The sequence below is a fragment of the Cypionkella sp. genome, assembly GCF_030652235.1.
GTDB lineage: Bacteria > Pseudomonadota > Alphaproteobacteria > Rhodobacterales > Rhodobacteraceae > Cypionkella.
On the sequence record NZ_JAUSBA010000008.1, the window covers coordinates 1 to 26,359 of the forward strand.

Annotated in this window: 23 protein-coding genes and 1 pseudogene; 18 read left to right on the forward strand and 6 right to left on the reverse strand. The window is 59.1% G+C overall.

Annotation, left to right across the window (positions count from 1 at the left end; genetic code table 11):
- Positions 1-254: 254 nt before the first annotated feature.
- The 4 genes and pseudogenes from Q7V03_RS01595 to Q7V03_RS01610 form a co-directional block, all read left to right on the forward strand.
- Positions 255-1,322, forward strand: a complete 1,068-nt coding sequence (locus Q7V03_RS01595) for a hypothetical protein (RefSeq protein WP_304923871.1) — start codon at positions 255-257, stop codon at positions 1,320-1,322.
- Between the two features lie 156 nt (positions 1,323-1,478).
- Positions 1,479-1,943 carry a helix-turn-helix domain-containing protein gene (locus tag Q7V03_RS01600; protein WP_304923872.1) on the forward strand — a complete coding sequence of 155 codons (465 nt, stop codon included), beginning with the start codon at positions 1,479-1,481 and terminating at the stop codon, positions 1,941-1,943.
- Positions 1,940-2,251 carry a hypothetical protein gene (locus tag Q7V03_RS01605; RefSeq protein ID WP_304923873.1) on the forward strand — a complete coding sequence of 104 codons (312 nt, stop codon included), beginning with the start codon at positions 1,940-1,942 and terminating at the stop codon, positions 2,249-2,251. The genes Q7V03_RS01600 and Q7V03_RS01605 overlap by 4 nt, the downstream gene beginning before the upstream one ends.
- A gap of 29 nt (positions 2,252-2,280) precedes the next feature.
- Positions 2,281-3,001 (forward strand): annotated as a pseudogene (locus tag Q7V03_RS01610) (hypothetical protein); the annotation flags it as partial.
- Here the strand turns inward: Q7V03_RS01610 and Q7V03_RS01615 are convergent.
- Together Q7V03_RS01615 and Q7V03_RS01620 are read right to left on the reverse strand one after the other, a co-directional pair.
- On the reverse strand, positions 3,002-4,345 hold the full coding sequence (locus Q7V03_RS01615; RefSeq protein ID WP_304923874.1) for an IS1380 family transposase: 1,344 nt from the start codon (positions 4,343-4,345) through the stop codon (positions 3,002-3,004).
- Positions 4,346-4,444: 99 nt separating this feature from the next.
- Positions 4,445-5,377, reverse strand: a complete 933-nt coding sequence (locus tag Q7V03_RS01620; protein WP_304923875.1) for an IS5 family transposase — start codon at positions 5,375-5,377, stop codon at positions 4,445-4,447.
- Positions 5,378-5,823: 446 nt separating this feature from the next.
- Between Q7V03_RS01620 and Q7V03_RS01625 the strand changes: the two genes are divergently transcribed.
- From Q7V03_RS01625 to Q7V03_RS01670, 10 genes are all read left to right on the forward strand, one after another.
- The gene (locus tag Q7V03_RS01625; RefSeq protein ID WP_304923876.1) at positions 5,824-7,434 is read left to right on the forward strand and encodes a sugar ABC transporter ATP-binding protein; all 1,611 of its coding nucleotides are present in this window, start codon (positions 5,824-5,826) and stop codon (positions 7,432-7,434) included.
- The gene (locus Q7V03_RS01630; protein ID WP_304923877.1) at positions 7,431-8,423 is read left to right on the forward strand and encodes an ABC transporter permease; all 993 of its coding nucleotides are present in this window, start codon (positions 7,431-7,433) and stop codon (positions 8,421-8,423) included. Before Q7V03_RS01625 ends, Q7V03_RS01630 begins: the two co-directional genes overlap by 4 nt.
- Positions 8,420-9,445, forward strand: a complete 1,026-nt coding sequence (locus Q7V03_RS01635; RefSeq protein WP_304923878.1) for an ABC transporter permease — start codon at positions 8,420-8,422, stop codon at positions 9,443-9,445. The genes Q7V03_RS01630 and Q7V03_RS01635 overlap by 4 nt, the downstream gene beginning before the upstream one ends.
- Before the next feature lie 44 nt (positions 9,446-9,489).
- The gene (locus tag Q7V03_RS01640) at positions 9,490-10,707 is read left to right on the forward strand and encodes a sugar ABC transporter substrate-binding protein (RefSeq protein ID WP_304923879.1); all 1,218 of its coding nucleotides are present in this window, start codon (positions 9,490-9,492) and stop codon (positions 10,705-10,707) included.
- Between the two features lie 157 nt (positions 10,708-10,864).
- Positions 10,865-11,869: a LacI family DNA-binding transcriptional regulator gene (locus Q7V03_RS01645; RefSeq protein ID WP_304923880.1), complete on the forward strand. Its 1,005-nt coding sequence runs from the start codon at positions 10,865-10,867 to the stop codon at positions 11,867-11,869.
- Entirely contained in the window at positions 11,862-12,413 is a 552-nt protein-coding gene (locus Q7V03_RS01650; protein WP_304923881.1) for a hypothetical protein, read from the forward strand. Before Q7V03_RS01645 ends, Q7V03_RS01650 begins: the two co-directional genes overlap by 8 nt.
- A 36-nt stretch (positions 12,414-12,449) precedes the next feature.
- Entirely contained in the window at positions 12,450-13,337 is an 888-nt protein-coding gene (locus tag Q7V03_RS01655; RefSeq protein WP_304923882.1) for an N-acyl homoserine lactonase family protein, read from the forward strand.
- Positions 13,337-14,278: a 3-hydroxyacyl-CoA dehydrogenase gene (locus Q7V03_RS01660; protein WP_304923883.1), complete on the forward strand. Its 942-nt coding sequence runs from the start codon at positions 13,337-13,339 to the stop codon at positions 14,276-14,278. The genes Q7V03_RS01655 and Q7V03_RS01660 overlap by 1 nt, the downstream gene beginning before the upstream one ends.
- Positions 14,279-14,326: 48 nt before the next feature.
- Positions 14,327-15,655, forward strand: coding sequence for a histidinol dehydrogenase (gene hisD, locus Q7V03_RS01665; protein WP_304923884.1), 1,329 nt, complete (start codon positions 14,327-14,329; stop codon positions 15,653-15,655).
- Positions 15,655-16,413: an SDR family NAD(P)-dependent oxidoreductase gene (locus Q7V03_RS01670; protein WP_304923885.1), complete on the forward strand. Its 759-nt coding sequence runs from the start codon at positions 15,655-15,657 to the stop codon at positions 16,411-16,413. Before hisD ends, Q7V03_RS01670 begins: the two co-directional genes overlap by 1 nt.
- An 88-nt stretch (positions 16,414-16,501) precedes the next feature.
- On the opposite strand, the gene pdxA is transcribed toward Q7V03_RS01670, so the two are convergent.
- The gene (pdxA, locus tag Q7V03_RS01675) at positions 16,502-17,536 is read right to left on the reverse strand and encodes a 4-hydroxythreonine-4-phosphate dehydrogenase PdxA (RefSeq protein WP_304923886.1); all 1,035 of its coding nucleotides are present in this window, start codon (positions 17,534-17,536) and stop codon (positions 16,502-16,504) included.
- A gap of 244 nt (positions 17,537-17,780) precedes the next feature.
- On the opposite strand from pdxA, the gene Q7V03_RS01680 reads away from it, so the two are divergent.
- From Q7V03_RS01680 to Q7V03_RS01695, 4 genes are all read left to right on the forward strand, one after another.
- Positions 17,781-18,572: a DeoR/GlpR family DNA-binding transcription regulator gene (locus Q7V03_RS01680; RefSeq protein ID WP_304923887.1), complete on the forward strand. Its 792-nt coding sequence runs from the start codon at positions 17,781-17,783 to the stop codon at positions 18,570-18,572.
- The gene (locus Q7V03_RS01685; protein ID WP_304923888.1) at positions 18,569-19,588 is read left to right on the forward strand and encodes a four-carbon acid sugar kinase family protein; all 1,020 of its coding nucleotides are present in this window, start codon (positions 18,569-18,571) and stop codon (positions 19,586-19,588) included. The genes Q7V03_RS01680 and Q7V03_RS01685 overlap by 4 nt, the downstream gene beginning before the upstream one ends.
- Before the next feature lie 594 nt (positions 19,589-20,182).
- Positions 20,183-21,709 (forward strand): ISL3 family transposase, encoded by a 1,527-nt coding sequence (locus Q7V03_RS01690; RefSeq protein WP_304923945.1) that lies wholly within the window; start codon positions 20,183-20,185, stop codon positions 21,707-21,709.
- Positions 21,710-21,843: 134 nt separating this feature from the next.
- Positions 21,844-23,289 (forward strand): ISKra4 family transposase, encoded by a 1,446-nt coding sequence (locus Q7V03_RS01695; RefSeq protein WP_304923889.1) that lies wholly within the window; start codon positions 21,844-21,846, stop codon positions 23,287-23,289.
- A gap of 358 nt (positions 23,290-23,647) precedes the next feature.
- Here the strand turns inward: Q7V03_RS01695 and Q7V03_RS01700 are convergent, their stop codons facing one another.
- From Q7V03_RS01700 to argE, 3 genes are read right to left on the reverse strand one after another with little or no spacing between them, the layout of a single operon-like run.
- On the reverse strand, positions 23,648-24,331 hold the full coding sequence (locus Q7V03_RS01700; protein ID WP_304923890.1) for a GntR family transcriptional regulator: 684 nt from the start codon (positions 24,329-24,331) through the stop codon (positions 23,648-23,650).
- 7 nt (positions 24,332-24,338) lie between these two features.
- Entirely contained in the window at positions 24,339-25,205 is an 867-nt protein-coding gene (locus Q7V03_RS01705) for a DMT family transporter (RefSeq protein WP_267635544.1), read from the reverse strand.
- Positions 25,202-26,359 (reverse strand): acetylornithine deacetylase, encoded by a 1,158-nt coding sequence (argE, locus tag Q7V03_RS01710; protein WP_304923946.1) that lies wholly within the window; start codon positions 26,357-26,359, stop codon positions 25,202-25,204. The genes Q7V03_RS01705 and argE overlap by 4 nt, the downstream gene beginning before the upstream one ends.

A 26,359-nucleotide genomic window follows, 5' to 3' on the forward strand; every position in this document is an offset into this window, starting at 1 on the left:
GTCATGCCGCCGTGCCCTTCAAAACCTATTGAAGTCCATAATGAAATTGAAATCGCAAAGCAGAAACCCGCGCCACTTCCGGAGGTACCTTGCGGAAATCATGTGAAAACCACGCAGTGAAATCGTGAAGGAAAAGCGACAGAGCGCGATCAGAGAGTTCTGGCAGACCGTGCCGCGCGCGTGCAATATAAGGAGCGCGGGCGCATTCCGAGAAAACCCTTGGGTAAAAAGCAAAACTTCAGTAATTTGCACATATGAAGCCTCAAGTGCCTGCCTTTCATGATGAATCGGACGCTCTCTTCCTGGATGCTGAGGAGTTGGAACAGTCGTCCGAAGACGATCTTTGGTTCCTGCCCGGTCCGATGGAAGAGGAGCCGGATTATTTGCCGCCCGGACCACGGGCAGAACAGCGTGAAGCCGAGGTCCTCGACGATTGGCAGAAGGCAGAGGCGGCTCATGCCGCGCGTCTTGCTCGTGTGGCCGGTCGCGTCGGCGCGCTGGACGACCGTTTGAATCGCGGCCCGGAAGGATGGCGGCACAGGCTTGCGTTGATCGAAGCGGGAGACCTGAGCTGGTTCGCGGGTGACCGCATCGGCCCAGATCGGCTGGCACTCTGGATCTCCATGCGATTGTGTGGCGTACACGACGACACAACGGCGCTCGCGCGGGTCGGATGGGCGGTGCGCCGTCTGACAGGAGGGCCAGGCCCAGAGGTGGACCTGTCTGCCTTCCTCGATCGGCGCGATCCCGAGAACCTGGATGATGAGGCCGAACCTTTCGCGGATCGCGCGGGCGGTTGGCTTGATCTGATGGCACAAGCCGCCGAGCTGCACCCTATAACCCGTGCTTGCGCGGGTTATCACCTCTGGAGCCTCGCGGGCCTCGGGCAGCACGGCGACCGGATGGAGGCGGCGGTTACGGCCGCGCGGATCGCGGCTAGCGAGGGCAAGGGAGCAGTCTTTGCACCTCTGGTCATGGGCGGGGCAGGGGGGCCGCGCGCCGGTGGCCCACCCGCTGCCCGCCTGGCGCGCTGGCTCGACGGGATGGACACGGCATGTCTGACCGCGATGCGACACCTCGACGGTATCGAGGCATGGTCAGCAAGGGCTGAAGCCGACATGACCGCGCTCTCGGGCAAGACCCCTCGCGCTTTGCGCGCTGTGTTGACCGAATGGCCACTCGTCTCCGCTCCGATGGCCGAAGCTCTGACTGGTGCCAGCCGCGCCGCCGTCCAGCGCAACCTCGCTTGGATGGAAGCGCGTGGTCTGATCCGCGAATTGACCGGGCAGGGCCGCTACCGGATGTGGCGTATTACGAACTGAAGGATGCGGCAGATTTCGCCGATCTTGTTGACGGCAGAGGTGTACTCCATAACCCGCGCGCCAGTAGGGTGCGAAGAAAACCGTTTGCAGATAATGCATTTGTTGCACTTATTTCATATATGGTGGTAGACAGCAGAAAACGGAGAGGAGACCAGCATGAACATGTTGGCACACCGGCATCTTCCACCGACCCCGCAGGACGCTGCGATCGCGCGTGTCTCGGGACAGGCCTTGTCGCGCTTTGCGGCAGCCCGAGGACCCTTGAAGCTTCGCGTTACAGACGCGGAGCAGATGGAACCAATCGAACTTCCCGCCGGCGCTGTTGCGCTGCTCATGGAGATCCTTGAGGCGATGGCAGCTGGTCGCGGCGTCACCATCATTCCCGAGAACGCCGAACTCTCGACAGTCCAGGCGGCAGAGGTGTTGAATGTCTCTCGGCCGTTCCTGATCAAATTGCTTGATGATGGCAGTATCCCGCATCGGAAGGTCGGCAAGCATCGCCGCGTCCGCATGGAAGACGTCATGTCGTACAAGGCAGCCATCGACAGCGAGCGCGAAGCCGTCCTTGATCAACTGGCCGCCGACGCACAGGACCAGGACATGGGCTATGGCTCGAAATGAGCCAGTACACGGTGCTGTTCGACGCGAATGTTCTCTACCCCGCGCCCATGCGGGACGCGCTGATGCAATTGGCTGTCACAGATCTTTTCAAGGCGAAGTGGACGGCTGACATCCATCGGGAATGGATCGACGCCCTTCTACGCAATGAACCTCATCGCGAGCGGGCGGCGCTGGAGCGGACCCGCGACTTGATGGACATGGCCACACGCGACTGCCTAGTCACTGGCTATGAGGCCTTGGTGCCGGCCCTCATATTGCCGGATCCCGACCCGGCACGTTCTGGCGGCCGCTATCGTCGGGCGCTGTGACGCCATCCTCACTCAGAACCTGAAGGTTCCTGCCCGGTCCGATCGAAGACGAGGCAGACTACCTGCCGCCCGGGCCAAGGGCAGAACCGCGTGAAGCCGCTGTAATCGATGACTGGCGAAACGCAGAAGCAGGCGTTGCTGCGCGCCTTGCCCGTGTCGCCGGCCGTGTAGGTGCGCTGGACGATCGTTTGCGGCGCGCCCCGGAAGGTTGGCGGCACAGGCTTGCTTTGATTGAAGCCGCCGATCTGAGTTGGTTTGTAGGCGACCGGATTGGCCCGGATCGGCTAGCACTCTGGGTCTCACTCCGCCTATCCTCTGCTCAAGACGATACTGGGGCACTCGCTAGACTCGGATGGGCTGTGCGGTGCCTGACTGGCGGCCCGAGCCCAGAAATGGATTTATCAGCCTTCCTTGACCGCCGTGACCCTGAAAACCTCGGAGATAACGCCGAACCTTTTGTCGAACGCGCAGGCAGCTGGCTCGAACTGATGACACAGACTGGCCACCTGCATCCGATTACTCGGGCTTGCATGGGGTTTCATCTTTGGAGCCTCGCGGGGCTTGGACAGCAGAGTGATCGGATGGAAGCGGCAGTCACGGCAGCACGGGTCGCGACCGGCGATGGCAAGGGCCGTCTTTGCTCCATTGGCTATGGGCGGGGCAGGGGGGTTGCGTGCTGGTGGTCAACCGACTGAGCGTTTGACGCGTTGGCTCGACAGGATTGTCAACGGCGGGGCGTGTTGTTCAGCGTCAGTTGGGCTGAGGCGGAAGCAATGCTGCAAACAACAGCCTGATCAGCGACTGGCGTGGGGATGAGGCCGGCAATGTCATGACGATGCAGGTTTTCTTCTCGACGATGGTGGCGGCGAGTTTGACCAAGTGCAGGCGCAGAGTATCGAACTGCGCATGCCGCCATTGGGATCGCTTTGGGCAGGCGGCCCGAAGTGTCCACCAGATCCAATACGCACAACCATGCAGCTTGAGCCGCATCTGATTGGCTGACACCTTGGTGCAGGACGTTCGGTCCGAGGCGAGATGGGTCTTCCATCCCTTGATGTGGTTCTCAGCCTGACCGCGGGCGGAATAGACCTTCTCGTAAAGATGTTTGCCACGCCCACCGTCGAGATTGGTCACGATGTAGCGTGTGTCGCGCCCCCGAGAACTGACCTCGACGCGGGCGACCACGCGGCGGGGTTTGGACCAGGAGCCTGCCGCATAGCTGAATGTCTTGAACCGTCTGACCTTGTGGCCAGTGTTGCGCACGTGACGCGCTGCCGTCGAAGCCTCCAGCGTCTGGACCTCCTCCTGAAGGCGCGCATTGCGGCTCAAGCCAAGCACATAACGCAAGCCCAGCTGGTCACACAGATCCAGAACCTCCGGCGTGCAGTATTGGCTATCCGCCCGCAGCAGGATCTCGGTCTTGGGCCAGTGCTTGCGGATTTCCCGGATCAAGCGACGCAGATGTGCGGCACTCTCCGCCCCTTTCGGCCGACGGGCCGGACGTAGCAAGGCCCCGACGAGCCGTCCCTCCCCGTCAAAGACGACAATGGGCTGGAAGCCGTATTCGTCATAGTAGGCGTTGAACAGGCGCAACTGCTGGTGCCCATGGGCCGTATCAAATGTGTCGTCGATATCCAATACGATCCGTCCGGGCACACGGGCAAAGGATTGGCAGTAGAAACGGACCATCGCCCGCGCCATCCGGATCAGATCACGCCGGGTGGGCAAGTTCTCTATCCGCGAGATTGTCGGCTGCGAGCACAGCGCGGCCCCTGTCGGCGGGTTGCGCTCGAGCGCCATCTTGAAGGATGGATCATGCCGCAGATCAGCCGCATCGTTGCCATCTTCATACCCCGCGGCAATCATCATCATGCGGAACCGAATAATATCTTCTAGACTGTGCCGGACCTTTGATGGATCGCGAGGATCGTCAAGGCAAGAAGCCAACACGCCAGACAATCCCAGCCGGCGCTCAACTTCCCGCAGAAGCGTCAGGCCTGCATCCGAACTCATGTCCGCCCCATCGAAATTCATCAACACGGACTTGCCATTCACAGGTGACAAAACTGGTGCGGTGGGGATAGATTGCTTCATGGTGAGGGGGCCTGCCTTGGAAACTGTAGTTTTTGGTCGGAACAAGGCTCTGTTGCACAAATCGGCTGTTGACCGGATGTCCCCTTTCCCCGGACAGACTTATCCTGTGACTTCCGTGATGGGCGTGCCGAGCGCGGTGAAGCCGTTGAGCACGGCGACCCTGACCTGGAACTCCGCAACCTGACGGTCGAAGTCTCTGGCGGACAAGCGCTGCCCCAAGAGCTTCACACAGTGCATCTTGGTCTCTGCACGGCTTCGGCGGTGATACCCGCTCCATCGTCGCCAGATGGTTCGACCGACGCGCTTCGATGTGCGCAGGATCTCGTTGCGCGCCACAGCACCCGGGGTGTCCGGCTTCCATGGTTTGGCGTTCTTCCTCGGCGGGATGATCGCGGCGGCACCTCGGGCGGCGATGGCGTCATGGCACTTGCGCGTGTCGAAGGCACCATCGGCGGTGACGCTGCCGATCTGCTGTTCGGGCGGGATCTGGTCCAACAGTTCTGGCAGCATCGGCGCATCGCCCACGTCGCTCGTAGTGAACTCCGCCGCCCGGATTTCCAAGGATTTCTCATCAATCCCGATGTGGATCTTGCGCCAGACCCGGCGTTTGCTGCCGCCATGCTTGCGGGCGTTCCATTCCCCTTCGCCCTCGACCTTGATCCCGGTGCTGTCCACCAGCAGGTGCAGCGGGCCGTCCGAGCCGCGGTAGGGGATGCTCACCTTCAGGGTCTTCTGGCGTCGCGACAGCGTGCTGAAGTCGGGCACAGGCCAGTCCAGGCCGATCAACCGTAACAGGCTCTCCACGAACCCCGTGGTTTGTCTGAGCGCCATGCCGAACAGCACCTTCATCGTCAGGCAGGTCTGGATGGACGCATCGCTGTAATCACGCTGCCGCCCGCGTTTGCCGGTCGGCGACGCTTCCCAGGTCATGGCCGGGTCGAACCAGATCGTCAGCGAGCCTCGGCGCTTGAGCGCTTGGTTATAGGCCGGCCAGTTCCTGGTCTTGTAGGTCGGGGGTGAAGGTCTGCTCATGCGGCCCAGCTACCACGCTGGATTCACGGGATGAATCCCTCACGCGATTTGTGCAACAGAGCCTCGGAACAACCAAAAAATACAGCTTTTCATAAGGTTACGCCACCCTCACCAACCCCTTATGCATAATCCGGACTAAGGCCTGACTCGGCCAATGTCTGGGTTGAGTCAGCCATATGTTTCAGCACCTGCAAGCTAGGAGAAGTCCCAAAAACAGCATTGATGACGTCTCGTAGCACGCGCCATCTCCATAAGTCGGCAGTTCAAATGTGGCGATTACCGATAATGCGGGCCCGGGTCTGGAAAAATTGGCGGCGTACTGGCGCGCTATCTGGAAAAGGACGAGCACAATGCTGGGGGTGAGATGGCATGAGGGGATTTAAAAAGCTCTTGACACGAATCCTTTGCGATGATGATTGTGGTAACGTTCTCAGAGAACGTTACCATTGCGTGACGTCTTCGAACTGGAGGGGGAGACCAGGAGAGTGCTTCGCGATCAGACCAATTTCAGTCATTCAGAATTGACGAAGGATACCTTCGCGCTGCAGGCCATCGGTTTGCGCAAAACCTATGGAGCCACTGTTGCCCTGGAGCGAGGCGACATTGGTCTGAAGTCAGGTCAGGTTCATGCCCTGCTGGGGGAAAACGGCGCGGGGAAATCCACGCTGGTCCGGATCCTGGCGGGAGCAGTCTACCCTGATAGTGGAGAAATGTTTCTGGATGGGGCCCCCTATGCGCCGAGAAACCTCATGGAAGCACGGCAAAACCAGGTCGCCACAGCCTTCCAGGAACTCAGCCTTGTTCCAAATCTGACCGTGGCCCAAAATTTGCTGCTTCCCAAGCTACCGAAAGCTGGCCCGTGGTTCGTCTCTGCGAAAGACACAAACCGGGCGGGAGAGAAGATCTTGGCCCGTCATGGGTTGGACCGGATCGATCCACAGGCAGAAATCAGCAAGCTCCCGCTCGCCGATCGGCAGAGGATTGAAATCACGCGCGCTTTGGAAAATGCAGGCCGGGTTTTGATCCTTGACGAACCGACCGCCTCTCTCGCAGAGACCGACTGGTTGTTTGAACGGATCTCGCTTGCGCGGGAACGACAGGTGGCGGTGCTCTACATTTCGCATCGCTTGGCAGAGGTCCGGGAAATCTGTTCGGAGGCGACCGTCTTGCGAAACGGGTCTGCCATCGCTTCGGTGGGCCTCGCGGACGCAACTGATAGCGACATTTTCGAGATGATGGTGGGGCGCAAGGCGGCCCACCAACGAACGCCGCGGTCGACGCGGGCAAGCGGTGACAAGCGTGCCAGATTGGCCGTGAAACAGTTGGGCGGTCACAATCTTCATAATGTCAGCTTTGAATTGCGCCCTGGCGAAATCCTGGGTGTGGCCGCGCTGGAAGGGCAGGGGCAACAGTGGCTCTTCAAGATGCTGGCAGGTCTTGACCAGCCTGCCGAAGGGCAAATTTATGTGGATGACCAACCCGTCAAACTTGCTGGGCCGCGCGCTGCTCTGAAGACGGGAAGTGGCATCGCGTACTTACCAGAAGAACGCAAAACCGAAGGCATTCTTGGTGGGCTGAGCGCAGCGACAAATATCGTGCTTCCCGTGCTGGGCTCAGCGACCCGTTCCCCCCTGATTTCCCCGACACTTGAGACGGCTGTCGCGCAATCGTCAGCGGACAAAGTCGAGATGAGCACGCGGTATTTGAACTTCGCAATCGGGGATTTGTCGGGAGGAAACCAACAGAAAGCGCTGATCGCAAGGACCCTCGCGACGGGAGCAAAAACACTCCTGTTGTTCGATCCATCACGCGGTGTCGACGTTGGCACCAAGCAATCAATTTATACGGCGATCAGGAATTTTGCGGACGAGGGTGGATCTGTCTTGTTCTATTCATCCGAATTACCTGAAATCGTTCAATTGGCAGATCGCTGCATGGTGATTTATGGCGGGCAGGTTGTTCGCAGTTTTGCAGGTGAGGACATCACGGAGCAAAACCTGGTGGCCGCAATGCTGGGCCATGTCACCTCCGAAAATACCATTGAGGTGAAAGCATGAGCACAGTTCAGAGTGATCTTTCCACGATAATCCGGTCAAACGAAAACCCATTGGTCCGTTTTGCGACCGGGGCCGGGCTGATCGTCCTGACCTATGTTGCCCTCTACGCTCTCTATGCAGTCCAGCAGCCGAGAGCTTTGACGTCCTACTCCATCGCAGCGCTCATCAACAATACGGCCCCCCTGGCGCTGGCTGCAGCGGGGCAAGCCATCATCGTCATCAGCAGGGGCTTCGATCTCTCCGTCGCAGGCGTGATTTCGATCTGTAACGTCACGCTCGCTGTTTACCCCATGGATGGACCGGGAGGCGCCTTGGCCTCTGTGGTGCTTTGCCTTGCCATCGGGGGAAGCGTCGGCCTGGTCAACGGATATCTGGTGGCCGTGCTCAAATTGCAGTCGATTGCTGCCACGCTGGCGACGATGATCATCTGCCAGGGCATTGCTCTGGTTATACTGAAGGCCCCGGGCGGTTCCGTTTCAGAATGGATCGTCTACGAGATGACGGACCGGATCTTTAGCGTCATTCCGGTCTCCGGATTGATCCTTGGCGGTGTCGTCTTGATCTGGTTGGCGCTTAAACGGACGTCCTTCGGCATCTCGCTCTATGCCATCGGTGCAGATGAAACCTCTGCGGCCCTCTCCGGCATCAATGTGACGCGCGTGCGCTTTCTGGCACATGTGCTTGCTGGCTGCACCTATGGTTTGGCAGGCTTCATGCTGAGCGCACAGACGGCCACAGGGAACCCCACGTCCGGTACACCTCTGCTCATGTTGTCTTTTGCCGCCGTCGCACTTGGTGGCACGGCGCTGACGGGCGGCCGCGGTGGTGTGTTTGCCTCAATCATGGGCGCGGCGACGCTGATCCTGCTGCAGAAGGTCCTGTTTTCGAGCGGCGTGTCCTCCTTCTACACAGGCATGTTCCAGGGGTGCATTCTTATCCTGGCCGTCGTCTTCAGTTCCCTTCTGGCGCGATTGGGAGATGCGAAATGAACTCGACCAGCAAACCCCCATCTCAGGACCACAGACTCGTTCAGACGGGAGACACGCGCGTCAGTGCAAAAATAAGCCGCGAGACGATTAGCACCCTCAGCGTCACCATTCTTTGCCTTGTTCTGCTGTTCAGCGCACGCCTGATCAATCCAGCACTCGGGTCGTGGTCGCAGGTGGAAACCGTCCTGATCCTTGGCTTCTTTCTGGTGGTCCTGTCTTTCGGTCAAGGGCTCGTGATTTTGACGGGTGGTCTCGATCTGTCCCTGCCAGCGACGATCACACTTGGCGGCATTCTCGCGACCAGCTGGATCGGTGCGGGTAATCCCGCCGAGTGGTATCTTTTGCCCGCAGTGCTCGCGGTCTGCGGTCTGGTTGGGCTGGCCTCTGCCATTGGCGTTATTTGGCTGCGCGTGCCTCCGTTCATCATGACGATGGCAATGTCCATCATCGTGGCTTCGGCGCTGCTGGGTTACACGAAGGGCACGCCTCGCGGAACGGCACCAGATATGGCCGTCGCGCTCATGAAAGGAGATATTCTTGGTCTCCCGGCACCGATCGTTGTTCTCATCATATTTGTGATCGTTGGGTGGCTCTTCCAAAGCCGCTCCGTCTATGGGCGCTATCTCTACGCCATTGGCACAAATGTGGAGGCCGCGCGGAATGCTGCCGTTCCTGTGACCGCCATGCGCATCTTGCCCTATGTCCTGAGTGCAATCTGCGCCGGATTTGTTGGGATCGCCTTGGTGGGATATTCCAATGGCGCAACCCTGAGGATGGGCGATGACTATCTTCTTCCGTCCATCGCATCGGTTGTCATCGGAGGATCTTCGATCTTGGGCGGACGCGGCACGTTTCTAGGATCTGTCGGAGGCGCGCTGTTGCTGACCATTCTGGGAACAATCATCGCGACACTTGGCCTTGAGTTCGGTTTCCGTACGATCATCGAAGGTTCAATCATTCTGATAGCTCTGCTGCTTTTGCGCGAAGAGCTGTTCCAGAAACTACGCTCCCTGAAGACTTAATTCGGGAAGCATTTTCGGTCACAAACCTGGAGGAGGACGACCAAATGAGAAAGACAATCTTTAAATCCACAGCTGCCGTACTGGCGCTGAGTGCTGTCGCTGCGGGCCTGCCCGGGCTGGCAAGCGCGCAGGACGGAAAGAAGTTCAAGGTATTCTTGAGCCTTTCCTATTCTGGCAACGCCTGGCAGTCTGAAGCTGCAAACATCGTGAAGGCACTGGCCCAAACCGCGCCCTATAACGAGATGGTTGAGCTCCGCGAAGTGATCTCGGGTACGGATCCTCAGGCCCAGATCTCCGCCTACGAAAGCATGATCGATGAAGGCGCAGATGCGATCATCAGCTTTCCGATTTCGTCCACGGCTCTCAACCGCACCATCAAGCGCGGATGCGACGAAGGCGTTCTGTTCTTCATGTATGATGCGACCGTCACCGAGAGCTGCGCCTATAATGTCAGCTACCTGTCGTCTGGGTTCGGTGAGAACAGCGCGCAGGCACTAGTGAACGCACTTGAAGGCAAGGGAAAAATTTTCCTGTCGCGCGGCGTTCCTGGCAACTCGGTTGACCAGCGTCACACGGACGGCGCGATGCACATCTTCAACCAGTACCCCGGCATCGAAGTCGTGGCGGAGTACTATTCCTATTGGGATGACCGTACTACGCAGCAGGAAACGGCCAAAGCCTTGACCGCAAATCCCGACGTCGACGGCATCTGGGCGCAGGCCGGCGAGTACGGCGCGATCCAGGCTTTGCTGGATGCCGGTGATCGTCTGGTGCCGATGACAGGAGAAAACTCTGCTGGCTTCCGTTTGGCGCTCGCGGATCCCGAGATGCAAGCAAAGGGCCTGACCGGTGTTTCTGCTGGCTCCCCCCCGGCACAGTCGGGATATGCCTTCAAACTGGCCATGGAAATCCTGACGGGTCAGCGCGAACTGGAGCCGATGAACATCGAGTACCCGCTTCCCTGGGTTCCTGCGGATGCCGTCAAGGTCTGCGAAGGTGACGTCTATGAGAACGGTTGCAACGTGTTCCCTCCGGAAAAAGTGCCCGCGTCCTTCGTCTCTGAAGTGCTGAACCCGGTTCTGCTTCCCGAAGTGAACGTCGAGTCGGCCTTGAATGGCACCCCGGTGCCCGGGGCGACGATTCAGCCTCTGCCTGCTGAAGTGATTGAGGCAGCGAACCTGCCCGGCATCAACTGCGGCAGCTGCGAGGCGCCTGAAGACATCTACAAGCTGACAAAAGTCGAAGCGACAGTTCAGCCGTGATGTAAATGGCTTGCGCCCGATCCTGTTCAGATCGGGCGCACCCCCCCAAACGTAACGACCTCATAGTGTCTGTACGGAACTGAGCCCTTTAACGGTTCGCAAAGAACAGATTGAAAACGGGACCAAAATGCCGAGAGCCAAGGGAAGCAGACTGACAGTGAAGGACCTTGCCCGCGATCTGGGCATGTCCGTCTCAACTGTCTCGCGCGCCTTCTATCCCGATGCGGCGATCGCAGAAGTGACCAGGCAGACCGTGTTGAAGCGGGCCAGTGAAATAGGGTATCGCCCCAATCCGTTTGCAAAAAGTCTGATCACCAAGAAGACCCAGATCGTCGGTATGGTCGTCTCGGACCTGACCAACCCCTTTTATCCGGAGGTCATGACCCGGCTAACCAGCCTGCTGCAAAAGCAGGGCATGAATGTCATGCTCGCATCGGCTGAGCATCCTGACGGCATTGATGAGGCAGTTGATCTTCTCCTGATGTACCAGCCGGATCTGATGATTGTTCTGGCAACCAACCTCAAATCTCATGCCCGCGAAAGATGCGAGGCAGCAGGAGCACCCGTCATCTTCTTCAACCGCCTGTCCGCGGACGGACTTGGTTTCGGGGTGTCTTGCGACAATATCAAGGGCGGCATGAATGCTGCGAACCATCTGGTCGATCTGGGACATCGAGAGTTGCTCTACGTGTCGGCCTTTCCAGATGCCTCGACGAATATCGAGCGACGTCAGGGCTTTTGCGACCAGGCCGTGGCGCGCGGTCTGAACCCGCCACAAGTCTATGAGGCCGGTTGGTTCACATATGAAGCGGGTTACGAGGCTGGGCTGGCTGTGAAGGACCTGCCGCGTCGCCCAGACGGGGTACTGTGTGCCAATGACATTGTCGCCATCGGCTTCATTGAAGGCGTACAGGAAGGGATCGGTCTGAAGGTCCCTAAGGACATGTCGGTCATTGGATACGATGATATCGCGATGGCGGCTTGGCCATCTCACAGGCTGACGACGATTGCTCAGCCTTTGGAAGAGATGATGGACGCGACGGTCCGTTTGGCACGCGACCTTGCATCATCAATTGGACACGAACAACACATCCTGCATATCCCGCCAGGACCGCTGGTCGAGCGATCCACAGTGGCCGATCGGAGGAAACATCATGACTAATCAGGCACATCTTTTTGAGCGGCTCGCGCATACGCATAAACCAGACTGTGTGCTGTCGCTGGAAGGTCCTCGGCCACAAGCTGTGCCTGCGCCTGACGCATTGGCCGCAACGCTCGGCTCGGACGCGATTGCCACTTATGCAAGTGCATGTCGTCCCATCTATGAGGATCTCCGCAGGATCATCGGGCAAGTGTCCGGTCTGCTGATCCTCGCTCAGCTGACCACCAGACGGGACATCCTCGACCTGCCGGAATTGCAGAACTGCGACACCCGCCTGAAGCAGGCACAAGAACGCCTGTCTTTGCTCGCGACGCCGAATGGGACCCTGCAGCACAGGGCGCAGCTCGAGGCGGCGCTCTCATTTTGCACGGCCGCGATGAAAACCTTCTCGGAGATGCGCGGGCGCGAGGCCTTGGGCCCGGCAATCGATCTGACAGGCAAGCAGATCAAGAGAGCCTACGTCCATTTGCAGGCTGCCAGCTCTGAAAAAGCCGGGCTGGCGATGGTTGATTTTTCACAGGCATGCTGTTGCGGCCACGGATGAGCCGCCAGTCTCGACACACATCTGAAGGAGGAAAAGATGGCTGACTATTCAATCTGGGTTCTCGAATATTGCTATGTCCCCAAGTATCACAAAAGCGGCGTCATCTACGGGGCTCACAACCAGGGCTATGTGAAACTTCCCTATTGCTACGTGGTCATCAAAGGGCGTGATCATGTCGCAATGGTGGATGTCGGATACAACGACAAGGAGTATGGCAAGACCCTCGGCGATCGTTTCGGTGTCGAAAACTGGCGCGATCCCAAGACGGTTCTGGCCGAGGTCGGTATCAAACCTGAGGAGGTCGATACCTGCTTCATCACCCATGCCCACTTTGACCATTTCGGGAATGTCGAGGACTTCCCGAATGCGAAGTTCTACATTCAGGAGCGCGAGATTTCGAAATGGGTCTGGGCGATGTCCTTGCCTGACCGTATGCGCTGGATGATGGTTGCCGTCGATCCGGGCGACATTGTGCGCGGTGTTGATCTGGCGCGGGACAAGCGTTTGGTGACTGTTGATGGTGCTATGGAAGATGTCTTACCTGGCATCGACCTGCACGCCGCGCCAGACAGCCACACCTGGGGATCAATGTGGGTGACGGTGCGCAATGACGGCAAGAAGGCCTCGGACGACACCTGGGTTCTGGCAGGCGATCTGGTTTATCAGTTCGACAACCTGAAAAGCTCTGGTGCGGTCGTCGATGTGGAGGAAATGTACACTCCCGTCGGTCTCGCGGTCGGCAGCCAGGCAAACCTGATCCTCGCCACCGAAGAGATGATGTCTCAAGTTGGCTATGAGGCACGTCGGGTCATCCCGATCCACGAAGAGCGGTTGAACGATACCTTCCCGTCGCGCACCTCGAAAGAAGGTTTGCGCGTGACTGAGATCTGCCTCGCCGATGGCGAGAAGTCGAAGGTGTCTTGATGTCCGACCGTCGTGACATCGCTGTGGTCGGGGCCGGCCTCGTCGGCTCCGGCTGGGCTTTGGTCTTTGCGCGGGCGGGATATTCCGTCCGCGTTTACGACCATTCCAATGACATCCGCAACCGTATCTTGCCTTGGGCGAAGGAAAGCCTGTCTGAACTCGAAAAAACAGGGTTGATCGCAGATCCTCAAACGATCCTGTCAAGGATCACTGTTCATGACAGTTTGGGCAGTGCCGTGGATCAAGTAACCTATGTCCAGGAGTCGGTTTTTGAGACCGTCACAGCAAAGACGGACGTGAGTTTGGTGCTGGATGCCGTGATCGGGCCTGACACTTTGGTGGGCTCATCCTCATCCGGTATACCGGCGTCGCGGTTTACATCAGAGTGCAAAAACCGTGACAGGTTCATGATCGCTCACCCCGTGAACCCGCCGCATCTCGTCCCGGTTGTGGAGGTTGTGCCTGCTCCATGGACAGATGGGGAGGCCGTCGATCGCGTGATCGAACTGATGCGCGAGATCAAGCAAGTTCCCGTCAGGCTCACGAGAGAGATAGACGGTTTTGTCCTGAACCGCTTGCAAGGGGTGCTCCTGAACGAGGCTTGGGCACTCTATGAAGAAGGCATTGCCAGCCTGGCCGATATCGATGCGACCATTGCGCATGGTCTCGGACTGAGATGGTCCTTCATGGGGCCCTTCGAGACCATCGACCTCAATGCACCTGGTGGCATTGAGGATTACGCAGCGCGCCTTCGGGATCTCTACGCGGGCATGGTGAGGACGCCTCCACCCGGTGCCTGGTCGGACGACGTCATTCAAAAAGCTGCAGAGGAACGTCGTGCGGCCCTTCCGGCTGATAAATTGGCCGATCGTCGCGCTTGGCGGGATGCCATTCTCGGTAGGCTTGCGGCCTTCAAGAAATCCGAGCACCTGACGGGCTGAAGGCCTGGTTTTGTGTGCCTCCTGAAATCAAGTTCGAAAGGAAAAGACATGTCAGTGACGTATCTGAAACGCGGAAAACCCGACGCCGACCGGGCAGAAGATGATGCAAAAACCCGTTCAACCGTAGAGGCGATCCTCAAGGACATCGAAACGCGAGGAGATGTCGCTATTCGAGAGATGTCGGAAAAATTCGACAAATATTCCCCGTCGTCTTTTCGTCTGAGCCAGCAGGAAATCGATGATCTGATCGGCCAGCTGTCTGAGCGCGAGCTCGCCGACATCAAATTCGCTCAGGAGCAGGTGCGCAAATTTGCACAAGCGCAGCGCGACACCATGCTGGATCTTGAGATTGAAACGATGCCTGGGGTGATCCTTGGCCACAAGAACATTCCTGTGCAGTCCGTTGGCTGCTATGTGCCCGGCGGAAAATTCCCGATGGTCGCATCCGCCCACATGTCCGTGGCCACAGCATCGGTAGCCGGTGTGCCGCGGATCATCGCCTGCACGCCTCCCTTTCACGGCAAGCCCAATGCCGCAGTGATTGCAGCCATTCACTTTGGTGGTGCGCACGAGATCTATGTTCTCGGCGGCATTCAGGCAGTGGGTGCGATGGCCATCGGCACAGAGACGATCGAATCGGTCCACATGCTGGTCGGTCCTGGCAACGCCTTTGTCGCGGAAGCCAAGCGCCAGCTCTATGGACGGGTTGGCATTGACCTCTTCGCGGGGCCGACCGAGACCATGGTCATCGCGGATGACACGGTCGATGCCGAGATCTGTGCCACGGATCTTCTGGGGCAGGCAGAGCATGGCTACAACTCTCCTGCGGTTCTGGTCACCAATTCGCGCAAACTGGCGGAAGAGACACTGAAGGAAATCGATCGCCTGCTCGAAATTCTTCCCACCGCTGAAACCGCACGGGTAAGCTGGCAGGACTATGGTGAAGTGATTGTGTGCGACACCTACGAAGAGATGCTGGATGTCGCCAACGACATCGCGTCCGAGCATGTGCAAGTCATGACGGACCGTGACGATTGGTTCCTCGAGAAGATGCATTCCTATGGAGCCTTGTTCCTCGGTGCCCGCACAAACGTGTCAAACGGCGACAAAGTCATTGGCACCAACCACACATTGCCGACCAAGAAGGCTGGTCGGTACACAGGTGGCCTCTGGGTCGGCAAGTTCCTGAAAACCCACAGCTACCAGAAGATCCTCACGGACGAAGCTGCAACGCTGATCGGCGAATACGGGTCACGGCTCTGCATGTTGGAAGGCTTCGTGGGCCATGCTGAACAGTGCAACGTACGTGTCCGCCGCTATGGTGGGCTCAATATTCCCTATGGAGAAGCTGCACCTTACCGTGAGGCTGCAGAATGATGACCAAGGCGCCGGAATTCCGTCTTGACGGAAAGAGGGCTTTGGTCACAGGGGCGGGGCGGGGCATAGGCCTCGCCATTGCTCAAGCCTATGCCGCGCTTGGCGCGGAGGTCACGCTTTGCGCCCGCACTGCCTCTGAGATCGAAGACGTCGCAGAAGAGTTGCGCAGTGCGGGCCTTAAAGCCGATACTTTGCAGATGGATGTGACCGATGTTGCCGAGTTCGAAGCCGCAATCGCCGCACGTCCAGCCTTCCATGTCTTTGTGAACAATGCGGGCACAAACCGTCCGAAGCCGCTCTCAGAGGTCACGGAAGACGACTATGATGCCGTGATGGGACTGAACCTAAAGGCCGCCATTTTTTGCGCGCGCGCCGTCACAAGGCGGATGATCGCAGAAAGGGTCCAGGGTTCCGTCATCAACATGTCGTCTCAAATGGGTCATGTCGGCGCGGCAAACCGGACGCTGTATTGTGCGTCGAAATGGGCCTTGGAAGGATTTACAAAGGCCTTAGCAGTCGAACTCGGTGCGCATCGCATCCGTGTGAATACGATTTGCCCCACCTTCATCGAAACGCCGATGACGCAGCCCTTCTTTGAGGACAAGGCGTTCAGAGATATGGTTGTGTCAAAGATCAAATTGGGTCGACTGGGACGTGTCGAAGATGTCACCGGGGCAGCCGTCTTGTTGGCCTCTGAGGCCTCATCGCTGATGACAGGCAGCGCGCTGATGTTGGATGGTGGGTGGACGGCCGACTGACGGCGCCTGCCTGCAAAGTTCGGATTCGTGAGCAACCTGGGTGAGCGTGTGCAGCAGCTCTTGTCGGGCTACACGGGTACGGACAACACTAGGACGTGCTTGCGGGCTGGAGAGTGATCTCCTTGGTCAGATCAAGAGCCATCTCAATGGCCTCCAGCATCGAGTTTGCACTGGCGCAACCTTTGCCTGCGATGTCGAACGCTGTGCCGTGATCCACGGACGTCCGCACGATCGGTAGACCCAAAGTGACATTCACACCTGACAGTGCCGTCCAGAGGCCTGTGGCGGGGTCCACCGAGAACCCCAGTAATTTAACCGGGATATGGCCCTGGTCATGGTACATCGCCACGACGGCGTCATAGGCGCCGCCTCGTAACTTGACGAATACGGTGTCTCCGGGGATCGGCCCGCTGATATTCCACCCACGGCCCTGCAGATCCGCAATCAACGGGGCGGTCACGTCTATGTCATGCCTGCCGAAGATGCCCCCTTCGCCAGCATGCGGGTTCAGTGCCGCAACGGCGATACGAGGCTCTTCAATACCCATTTGCTTCAGCGCGTTGCGCGTGAGCTCAATGACCCGCAGGATCCGCGCCTTCGTCAAGCGGCGTGGTACGTCTTCCAAGGCAACATGCGTGGTCGCATGCGAGACGCGAAAATCACCATGGGCTAGCATCATCGCGCTGTCGCGCGCACCCGTCAGCTTGGCGAGAAGCTCGGTATGCCCAGCAAAGTTATATCCAGCAAGGTTCAACGCCTCCTTGTTGAGAGGTGCTGTCACGATGGCCTGTGCCAAGCCCTTCATCACGAAATCAGTGGCCTTGACCACAGCATCATAGGCCTGGCGCCCACCTTCTGCGGTGACCTCACCAACACGTATGGGCCCTTGAGGCGCGCAGGTCGGCAGAAATCTCACAGGGGCCTCGTCTGCGTCGACGTCAGGCAGAGGAAAAGACAATCCAGCGTCTTGGGCTGCCGCCTTCAGAATGCCAGGATCGCCGACAAGCACCAGTTTCAAGTCCTTGCCCAGCCGGGGTCCAAGCTGGCGCACAGCTTTCATGGTGATTTCTGGACCAATCCCTGCTGGATCACCCGTAGAAATCGCAATGGTTGGTGTAATCACGTGTCGTTCCTCTGTCCGGCGCCGCAGACGGCACATTTGCGTGGTTTCATGCGCGCCTCCCGTTGGGACTCTGAGCCAGCCAGATCAATGGAGAACTTCGCACGAGCTTCCACACAGGTTCACGTCACATGATGTCATAGTCAATCGAATTCATTCAAAATACGTCAAATCAAATCAATTTGCATTGGCAGCTTGCACAAGCAGATATAGGCTCAGAAGCGATCAAGCGGCGGGGACAGAGATTATGTTGGCGGCGGAGCGACACAATCGCATCATGGTAGCCATGCGCTCCAGAGGGGCGGCGTCAATCACTGACCTGGCTGGTGATCTGGGGGTTTCGGTCTCAACCCTGAGACGCGACTTGGATTTTCTCAGCGCTGCTGGGCTTTTGCAGCGCACGCGCGGTGGCGCCGTCGCAGACATTCGGCAGGCGAAGACCTTCGAGCCGCCCGCCATTGTCTCAGGGGGGCTCGCATCAGCTGAAAAGCGCGCGATCGGCCAAGACGCCGCACAGCAGATCAAGTCAGGTCAAATTGTCCTGTTCGACAGCGGCACCACCACGCTTGAGGCGGCGCGGGCTGCCGTCGCGCTCAGGCTGCAATTTACAGCGATCACGAATGATTTGCAGATCGCCGCACTGCTCACCCATCAACCAGGCATCGATGTAATTGTCCTGGGAGGTATGGTGCGGTCAGGTACACCAACGATCCTGGGCAGCGCGACGCTCGACTTTTTGTCGCGATTGTCTGTGGATCTGTTGATGCTCGGAGCACATGCTGTCCATGATGGGAGACTGTCAGATACATCGATGGAGTTGGCCGCGTTGAAACGCTGCATGATCACAATATCGGAGACGCGCTTGCTGCTCGTCGACAGTGGTAAGTTCGCGCGCTGCTCCTTTGCGACTTTTGGTGATGTTTCGGATTTTCACCAGATCATTACCGACGACGCGCTGTCGCCTGAGGCGAGGGCCTCGATGTCAGAACAGTCGCTCAAGGTTGTGCGCCTGCCCTCAGCTTCGGGTCGCGTATCATGACGCCGTCACATGTGACGATCTTGTCTGACGATCTGACAGGGGCCTTGGATGCTGCGGCCCCCTTGGCGCAACATGATGCGCCGATTGTGGTCTCAATGACGGAGGTCGCTGCCAGTCGCCTTGCGGTGAGCACCGAGACCCGGGATGGAGTGTCGCGCGATGAGGCCGCGCGGCGCGTGGCGGAATTTATCGCGGCACGGCGGGACAGGATCGGTCAATCTGGACTTTGGATCAAAAAGATCGACAGCATGTTGCGCGGTCCCTGGGCTGCAGAGACGGCAGCCGCCGCGCGGGACTTTGACTGCATCGTCGTCGCTCCGGCTTTTCCAGAAATGGGGCGGCGCACAGTCAACGGTCGCCAGCAAGTGCTTGGTGCAGACAGTAAATGGCAGGACGTCGGAGAGCCGATTGCGACGGCGCTGCAGCGCGCGGGCTTGCACTCGGCACCGTGGCGTATCGATGAAACACCGCCCGAGGCGAGGATCCTCGTGGCTGACGCCGTGACGCCTGAGCACCTTGATCGGGTGACCAGATCATTGGCCTCTAAAGCTTCAGTGCTTTGGGTTGGTAGTGGTGGGGTGGCCGAGGCGCTGGCTGGCAGGACGCCCTTTATCCCAGCTCCAACCACCGACCTGTTTCTCATCGGCACCCGGCATCCTGTGACGCAGTGTCAAACTGCGCGCTTGGAAGCGCAGTGCGCATGGGCGCGGCTGGTCGATCCGGCGCGGGAAGTGATCGGCGCGCGGGAAGCTGCGGTGGCTCTCAACTATGCCATCGTGGAACTGCTGGAGGGGACGGTGCCGGTCAGTGTTTTGGTCACAGGGGGAGCGACACTCGCGTGGCTGACGAAGCTTGCTGCAGTCGATCAGCTCCACACGATCGGACGGATCGCACCCGGTCTTCCTGTCAGCTACATCCATGGCGGCGCATGGCACGGCGTCATAGTTATCTCGAAATCCGGCGGCTTCGGTGATCCAGATCTGCTGGTGCGTTTGGCTTTGAGTGGAGACGTCTAGCCTCGTCTCAAGGGAGCTTTCGCCGGCCGCTATCCTCTGCGCAAGCTGAAGCAGAGGGGAAAAGGGCTCTTATGTCTCGCTCGACTTTGTACATTTTCTGAGGCTACGCCGCGAAGCACAAGGCTTGTGCCATTCTCATGATGCGGTCTGGCGGGGAGTGTGAAGAAATGTTTGCAACCCATAGGGAGAAGCGGACTGCGCCGATTGCATCGGAGAAGGTGAGATGGGTTTTCCGGTACCACGCTGCAGCATAGGGGGAGCTTGCAGAGGTCAGAAGATCGCCGGCCTAAAGCGTAATCAGACTGTATAGACCGAGCAGCGCGCGCGTTGTCAACGGCGCGATATGAGAACGGCAGTGCAAAAGTTTGCCACGGAAGTGGCGGGATAGTCCTGCTGCGGGCAGAGTAAAACTTTGCCACTGTCGCGTGGCCCTTAAATGGGGTCATCCTCAATTTGTGTGTCACGGTCTGACCGAGTTTCACAGATTGAAGGGATCAGGCCGTGGTATCGAAGAAGCATTGGGCTCCAACCGCCAGCGTCGAGGTTGGTGAGGTCCGCCAGTCTGAGACGGGTGCATGGGTCGTATCTGGCAGACTGGCTCCGAATGGCACCTGCCCTGAGTGCGGGACGTCCTCAAGACAACGACATGGTTGGCGGCGCCGGCGGATCGAGGATTTTCCTGCTCAGGGCCAAGCGGTTTGGATCGAGCTCAGGGTTTGTCGATGGCGATGTTTGAACTCGGATTGCCGCCGCCGCACGTTCTCCGATCGCGAGGGGGCGGTGGCGCTCCCTTATGCGCGCCGGACGTCGCGACAGGCACAACTCTTAGGCCATATGGCGCACGCCGCTGGCGGCACCCCAGCTGAACGGCTCTTGCGGCGACTGGGTATCCGGGTCAGTGACGATACTATTCTCCGACAGTTGCTACGCGCAGCTCAAGTTGTTCCACCACGCGCACGGATCATCGGGATCGATGATTGGAGTTGGCGAAAGTCGCAGAACTACGGGACGATCATCATCGACCTCGAGCGTCGCGCTGTCATCGATGTTCTCGAAGATCGTGATGTCGTCACATGCACCGACTGGCTAAGGCGTCATCCTGAGGTGGAAGTCATAAGCCGGGATCGCTGCGGTCTCTACGCCCAAGCCGCCCGACAAGGAGCGCCGCAGGCGGAACAGGTCGCCGACCGGTTTCATATCGTGCAGAACCTTCGCATGGCAATCGAGGAGCAAATGAACCTGCACGGTCGTGCAACTGGAAGGGCCTTGCTCTCCGATGCAGACAACATCAGCACAGCTCAGAACCTTCTGAAATCACGTCTTGCCCATCGCAAATCCCGAGAAGAGATTTTCAAGACCATTTCGGTACTTAGGCAGCAAGGGCTGACGTGCAGCGAGATCGGACGGCGAACGGGGTTTCCCCGGCGTAGCGTCGCGAAATGGCTGCAGTTCGAAACGCCACCTGACCGAAAGCGCGCCGTCCTCAAGCGCTCCTCCGCATGGTATTTTGAAGAGTACCTGAAGCAACGCTGGGAGAACGGTATTCGCAGCGGCAATGCGCTGCTCCCTTTGATCCAAGAACGTGGTTATGAGGGCAGCCTGTCAAACTTGCAGCGGCTCTTGGCCGGATGGCGCAGAGCCGAAAAAGAGGAACAGGAGGGACCCACCAAGGAAGATCAGGTCCTTGCACCGGTCCGGGACCCGGAAACCGGGCACGCGATTTCCCCGGTTATCGCGGCCGCACTCTGCATCAAACCAAGAGGAAGATTTACCTTGGAGCAGGCGAGAAAAGTCGAAGTTCTCAAGGAAGGCTCGCCTGCCTTCACAACAATGCGGCGCCTCGCCATGCGTTTCAATGGCATCTTGCGTGGTCGAAAAGCAGACCCGCTGCCCGCCTGGATCGACGATGCGATCGAAACGGACCTAGCGCCCATCGTGCGGTTCGCCCGAACCTTGAACAGAGACATTGATGCGGTCAGGAATGCCATCGAAATGGAGTGGAGCAATGGTCAAGCCGAAGGCCAGATCAACCGATTGAAGACCTTGAAGCGCGCGATGTATGGGCGAGCCGGCCCGAACTTGCTCAGGGCCCGAATGCTCCCTCTGCACCACACAAATTGAGGATGACCCCTTAAATGCGGTATACGAAAGTCAACAAAATCAATGGGGCGGCTTGAGACCGTTCAATTCCCTGGGGTGCATTGTTTGCCGAAGCGGGCTCTACTCTCTGCCATTCTTGGCAGAGGAGAGGCAGGATGCGCTGGAAAATCAGTATTGAGGGTTCGGACGAAATCACGCAAGGTCACCGGTTAGAGTTTGAGATCGCGAAGAGCCTTGACGATCTGGCCGCCGGTAGCCTGGGCCTGTCGGTTGACGACGGCAAGACCATCTTGGCATCACTTCAACGGTACTTCATCGAGCAGCAGTGCGCCCTCTATGTTTTGTTCCGACGTCATTGCCAGGGGTGTGGCGGAACGCGGCCGATCAAGGACTATTCGGCCAGAACGATCCAGACAGTTTACGGCGCTGTCACCGTGGAGAGCCCTCGGCTATACCCCTGCCGCCGCTGCATGCCCGGTGTTGATTTCACAATCACTCCAGTGTCAGAGCTCTGCCCTGACCGTGCAACTGTAGAACTGATGACGCTCACGGCTAAGCTTGGCGCACTCATGCCTTACCGAGCAGCGACAGAAGTTCTGGCCGATTTTCTGCCTGGGCAGATGCCAACTCGGCACACGACCCTGCGACATCGCACTTTGACAGTTGGTAAGCGACTGGAGGAAAAGGAAGAACAGCGCATGTTCTTTGAAAAAGTCGACACGCAGGAACGTCGTCAATGCGAGCTGCCGCTGCCTGGTGACCCAGAACGGGAGTTTGTCCTTGGCATCGATACTGCTCATATCCCGCAAGTCCGCGGCCATGAAACGCGAAGTTTCGAAGCTGTCATCTGCCACGCAAGCAGGGGCGGGGTCGGATCCGACCGAGGAATCTTGTTCGCGTTTTCGGGCACTTCGCGAAAACGCATGCGTGCAGAAGGGCTGCTTGCCCTCAAACGTCTCGGATACGAAGGCAAGGGCGATGTTACCGTGATCTCCGACGGTGAGGACTGTCTGAAGCGCTTGAAATCCGCTCTCCCGCAGCCAGCCACGCACATCCTCGACTGGTTTCACATTGCCATGAAGCTGCGACCAATCGAGCAGACTGCCGGGTGGTTGGCGCGGCGGCTGCCGCCGAACGAGCGGGAAGAGCTTTTGGAAGACATAGCAGCGGTGAGGTGGCGTCTTTGGAATGGTCAAACAGACAGGGCAATTGACCTGATCGGTCGCCTGTTTCAAGACTTGAAGGCAGATGAACAGGGCAGCTCCGCGATCGCCCCGCTACGAGGCGGTCTGTTGAACCTGCGCATCTACATTGAGCAAAACCGCGGTTCCATCACCAACTATGGTGCGAGATATCGCGAAGGGAGGCGGATCGCCTCCACGGCCGCTGAAGCGAACGTCAACAATCTTGTCGCAAGGCGGATGGTCAAGAAGCAGCAAATGCGCTGGTCAGTACGCGGGGCAAACCTGCTCCTTCAAGTCCGCGTCGCCCTTGCCAATGGCGATCTTGCGGAACGTCTCGCCTACAGGCCGCCAGTTCAACCAAGTCAGACCATCATTTCACCATTCGTGCCGCTACCGCTCTTTCAGCGTGCCGCATGACCCCAGCTAGTTGAACGGTCCCACGGGACAGCGGGGGATAAGTCCCAAATGAGCAAGACGCGCCAAACGCTCATAACTCAGACCCTGCGACGTCTCTGGCTAAACCATATGAAATGGCGACAGCATCGACGCGCTGTTGCCGATTGCCGTGGTCCCATTCACTACCGCTCGTACTGATCCAACGCACCCCTATGGATCATTGGGCCGTCCTCACAGGCAGAATCACTTGCGTGCCATTAGCGTCACTTTTCGTCCAATCGACAAAACCAGAGTAGACGCGTTATCCTTCTGCGAGCACAAAAAATAATTGCATCGATTGACTTAATAAATTGGATGGCACTCTACAGAATACAACCTACTAGAGGTTTCGTGACGCGATGCGCATCCTCGTATAACTCATTGAAATATGCGTGCGATGGATCAGCGCGGCGGATCGGACGTCGCCAATCGCCAGGGCGCGCAGGACTTCGTCGATCTCGTCTGCAAAGATCCGCACTTCTGCAGCCACGTCAATGCGCGCGGCTGCCATGGATTTCAGCCAGATCCGGGCGGTCTGCAGGAACAGACGCTCGCAGATCTCGCGCAGCGGAAGGTTCGAGGTGATGCCGTGGAATTCGTGGAAGAACTCCATGTTCAGTTCCCCAAAGCGCCGGGCGTCGGGCGCATTGGCCAACGCGCGAACCTCGGCCGACAGCAGCTGCAAACGGTCCCACAGGGCGGGGTCGGGCGGGTTCGGGCCAAGGACCCCCAGAAGCTCGGCCAGTTCCATTCGCAGCTGATAGGTCTGTTCCAGCGCCTCGATGTCGACATCGGTGACAAAGGTCCCGACACCATGCACCGACTGCAACAGGCCTTCGCCTTCCAGCCGGACCAGAACCCGACGCAAGGGTGTGCGGCTGGTCCCGAACTCTGCTGCCAGATCCTCCTCTGACAACCGGGTGCCGGGGGGATAGTCCAGAACACAGATGCGATTGCGCAGGACCTTGTGCATCCTGTCAAAGCGGTCGCGGGCGGTGGGCAGGCTTTCGGCTGGAAAGTTCACGGCACCCTCATCTCGTCTGGCGTGTCACGATATAGACCCCAACGGCTGACAAGGCCAATCCGGCAAGCGCCAGGGGACGCAGGGGTTCGTCCAGCAGCGCCCATGCAAGGGCCATCGCAAGCGGCGGCACGAGATACATCAGCGCCGAAATCCGCGTGGCATCGCCGCGCGCGATCATGGCGATGTAAAGCGAAATCGAGATCAGCGAATTGCCCAGGACCAGCCAGACCAGCGCGACGATCAGGCCCGGCTGCCAGTCGATCGACAGGCTTTCAGTGGCCACGGCCACCGGGGCAACCAGCGTGAAGCCCACGGCATATTGAACCAGCCCTCCGGCCACCGGGTCGGTCTTGCGGCCCAGGGCCTTTTCGAACAGCGTGGCCCCGCTGATCCCGGCCAGAGCCCCAAGTGCCAGAAGCGCCGCGCCAATCGGGCTTGGACCCAGCGACCCCTCGGACCAGACCGCCAGCAGGACGCCACAAAAGCCGATCCCCAGCCCCGACCACAGAAGAAGTCCCCCGCGCTTGCCGCCGATCAGTGGCGATGCGGCGGCGACAAGGGCGGGCTGCAGCGCCATGATGATGGCGGTGGTCCCGGCGTTCATCCCCTGCTTCATCGCCAGATAGGCCAGGCCGAAATAGACGCCCTGAATCAGAAACCCCGTCACCGCCACCGCTGCCCAATGCCGTGCGCCCACCGGCCATTGCGGTCGCAGCAGCAGGGCAAGGGGGACCAGCACCACCACCGCCAACCCATAGCGCAGGGCCAGAAGGGTCATCGGTTCGGCATGTTGCAGGCCCAGCTTGGCAAAGCCATAACCCCCCGACCACAGGATCAGAAAGACAAAGGGGGCGGCCCGCCAGAAGGCAGTCATGGGGCGACCTGAAGCCGGTCTCCCAGGCGTTCCAGAAAGCGGATGCCCTCGGCCAGTTGCTCCAGTGCGATGAATTCGTCGGGTTTGTGGGCCTGTTCGATCGAGCCGGGGCCGCAGATCACCGCCTGCATGCCCATGGCCTGAAAGATCCCCGCCTCGGTGCCAAAGGGCACCAGGCCCGCGCCGTTGGCCCCGGTCAGCGCCAGCGCGATCTCGCGCGCCTCGTTCTCGCTGGTCGGAATCAGCCCATCCACCTCGCCGATCACTTCGGTGATGATATCGGCCATGGGGGCCACCGCGCGCATCCCCGGCAGCAGGTGGTGGGTGCAGAATTCATGCAGGTCGGCCTTGACCAGATCGGCGTCGCCGGGCTGGGCCGGGCGCATTTCCCAGTCCACCCGCGCCTTTCCGGCGATGACGTTATGGGCCACACCGCCGACCAGCGCGCCGGTGTTGATCGTGGTCCAGGGCGGCTCGAACCGGCTGTCGGGGGGGGCGAGGGCCTTCAGAACCTCGCGCAGCTCCAGCAGCCGGGCGACATAGCGCACCGCATATTCCACCGCATTCACCCCGCGTTCGGGGGCCGAACCGTGACCCTCAAGCCCGGTGAAATGCACCGAATATTCGTAGCAGCCCTTGTGCCCCTCGATCACCCGCATCAGCGTCGGCTCGCCAATGATGGCGACGCGCGGTCTTACCCCGCGCGCCTGCAACAAGGGCGCAAGCGCCCGCGCGCCCAGACAGCCGATCTCTTCGTCATAGGTAAAGGCGAAATGGATCGGCCGCGCAGTGGCCTTCTGGGCATAATGCGGCGCCAAGGCGACGGCCGCTGCGATGAAGCCCTTCATGTCACAGGTTCCGCGGCCATAAAGCCGACCTTCGCGCTCAGTCATCGCCCAAGGGTCGGTCGTCCAGTCCTGATCTGCCACCGGCACTACATCGGAATGACCCGACAGCAGGATACCGCCATCAATGTCCGGCCCGATGGTGGCAAAGAGATTGGCCTTGGTGCCGGTTTCATCGCGGAACACCTCAACCCGCGCCCCGGCATCGGCCAAAAGGCCTGCCAGATGCTCGATCAGCGCCATGTTGCTGTCAGCCGAGACGGTGGGAAAGCCGATCAACTGCCCCAGTATCTCGCGGGTGCGGGTCAT

Coding starts and splice junctions, on each gene's coding strand:
- Q7V03_RS01705 (WP_267635544.1), bottom strand. CDS start 25,205: ATGACTGCCTTCTGGCGGGCCGCCCCCTTTGTCTTTCTGATCCTGTGG.
- Q7V03_RS01620 (WP_304923875.1), bottom strand. CDS start 5,377: ATGAGCAGACCTTCACCCCCGACCTACAAGACCAGGAACTGGCCGGCC.
- hisD (WP_304923884.1), top strand. CDS start 14,327: ATGTCAGTGACGTATCTGAAACGCGGAAAACCCGACGCCGACCGGGCA.
- Q7V03_RS01630 (WP_304923877.1), top strand. CDS start 7,431: ATGAGCACAGTTCAGAGTGATCTTTCCACGATAATCCGGTCAAACGAA.
- Q7V03_RS01660 (WP_304923883.1), top strand. CDS start 13,337: ATGTCCGACCGTCGTGACATCGCTGTGGTCGGGGCCGGCCTCGTCGGC.
- Q7V03_RS01650 (WP_304923881.1), top strand. CDS start 11,862: ATGACTAATCAGGCACATCTTTTTGAGCGGCTCGCGCATACGCATAAA.
- Q7V03_RS01605 (WP_304923873.1), top strand. CDS start 1,940: ATGAGCCAGTACACGGTGCTGTTCGACGCGAATGTTCTCTACCCCGCG.
- Q7V03_RS01670 (WP_304923885.1), top strand. CDS start 15,655: ATGACCAAGGCGCCGGAATTCCGTCTTGACGGAAAGAGGGCTTTGGTC.
- Q7V03_RS01695 (WP_304923889.1), top strand. CDS start 21,844: ATGCGCTGGAAAATCAGTATTGAGGGTTCGGACGAAATCACGCAAGGT.
- Q7V03_RS01685 (WP_304923888.1), top strand. CDS start 18,569: ATGACGCCGTCACATGTGACGATCTTGTCTGACGATCTGACAGGGGCC.
- Q7V03_RS01600 (WP_304923872.1), top strand. CDS start 1,479: ATGAACATGTTGGCACACCGGCATCTTCCACCGACCCCGCAGGACGCT.
- Q7V03_RS01680 (WP_304923887.1), top strand. CDS start 17,781: ATGTTGGCGGCGGAGCGACACAATCGCATCATGGTAGCCATGCGCTCC.
- Q7V03_RS01595 (WP_304923871.1), top strand. CDS start 255: ATGAAGCCTCAAGTGCCTGCCTTTCATGATGAATCGGACGCTCTCTTC.
- Q7V03_RS01655 (WP_304923882.1), top strand. CDS start 12,450: ATGGCTGACTATTCAATCTGGGTTCTCGAATATTGCTATGTCCCCAAG.
- argE (WP_304923946.1), bottom strand. CDS start 26,359: ATGACCCGCACCCGCGAGATACTGGGGCAGTTGATCGGCTTTCCCACC.
- Q7V03_RS01640 (WP_304923879.1), top strand. CDS start 9,490: ATGAGAAAGACAATCTTTAAATCCACAGCTGCCGTACTGGCGCTGAGT.
- Q7V03_RS01615 (WP_304923874.1), bottom strand. CDS start 4,345: ATGAAGCAATCTATCCCCACCGCACCAGTTTTGTCACCTGTGAATGGC.
- Q7V03_RS01635 (WP_304923878.1), top strand. CDS start 8,420: ATGAACTCGACCAGCAAACCCCCATCTCAGGACCACAGACTCGTTCAG.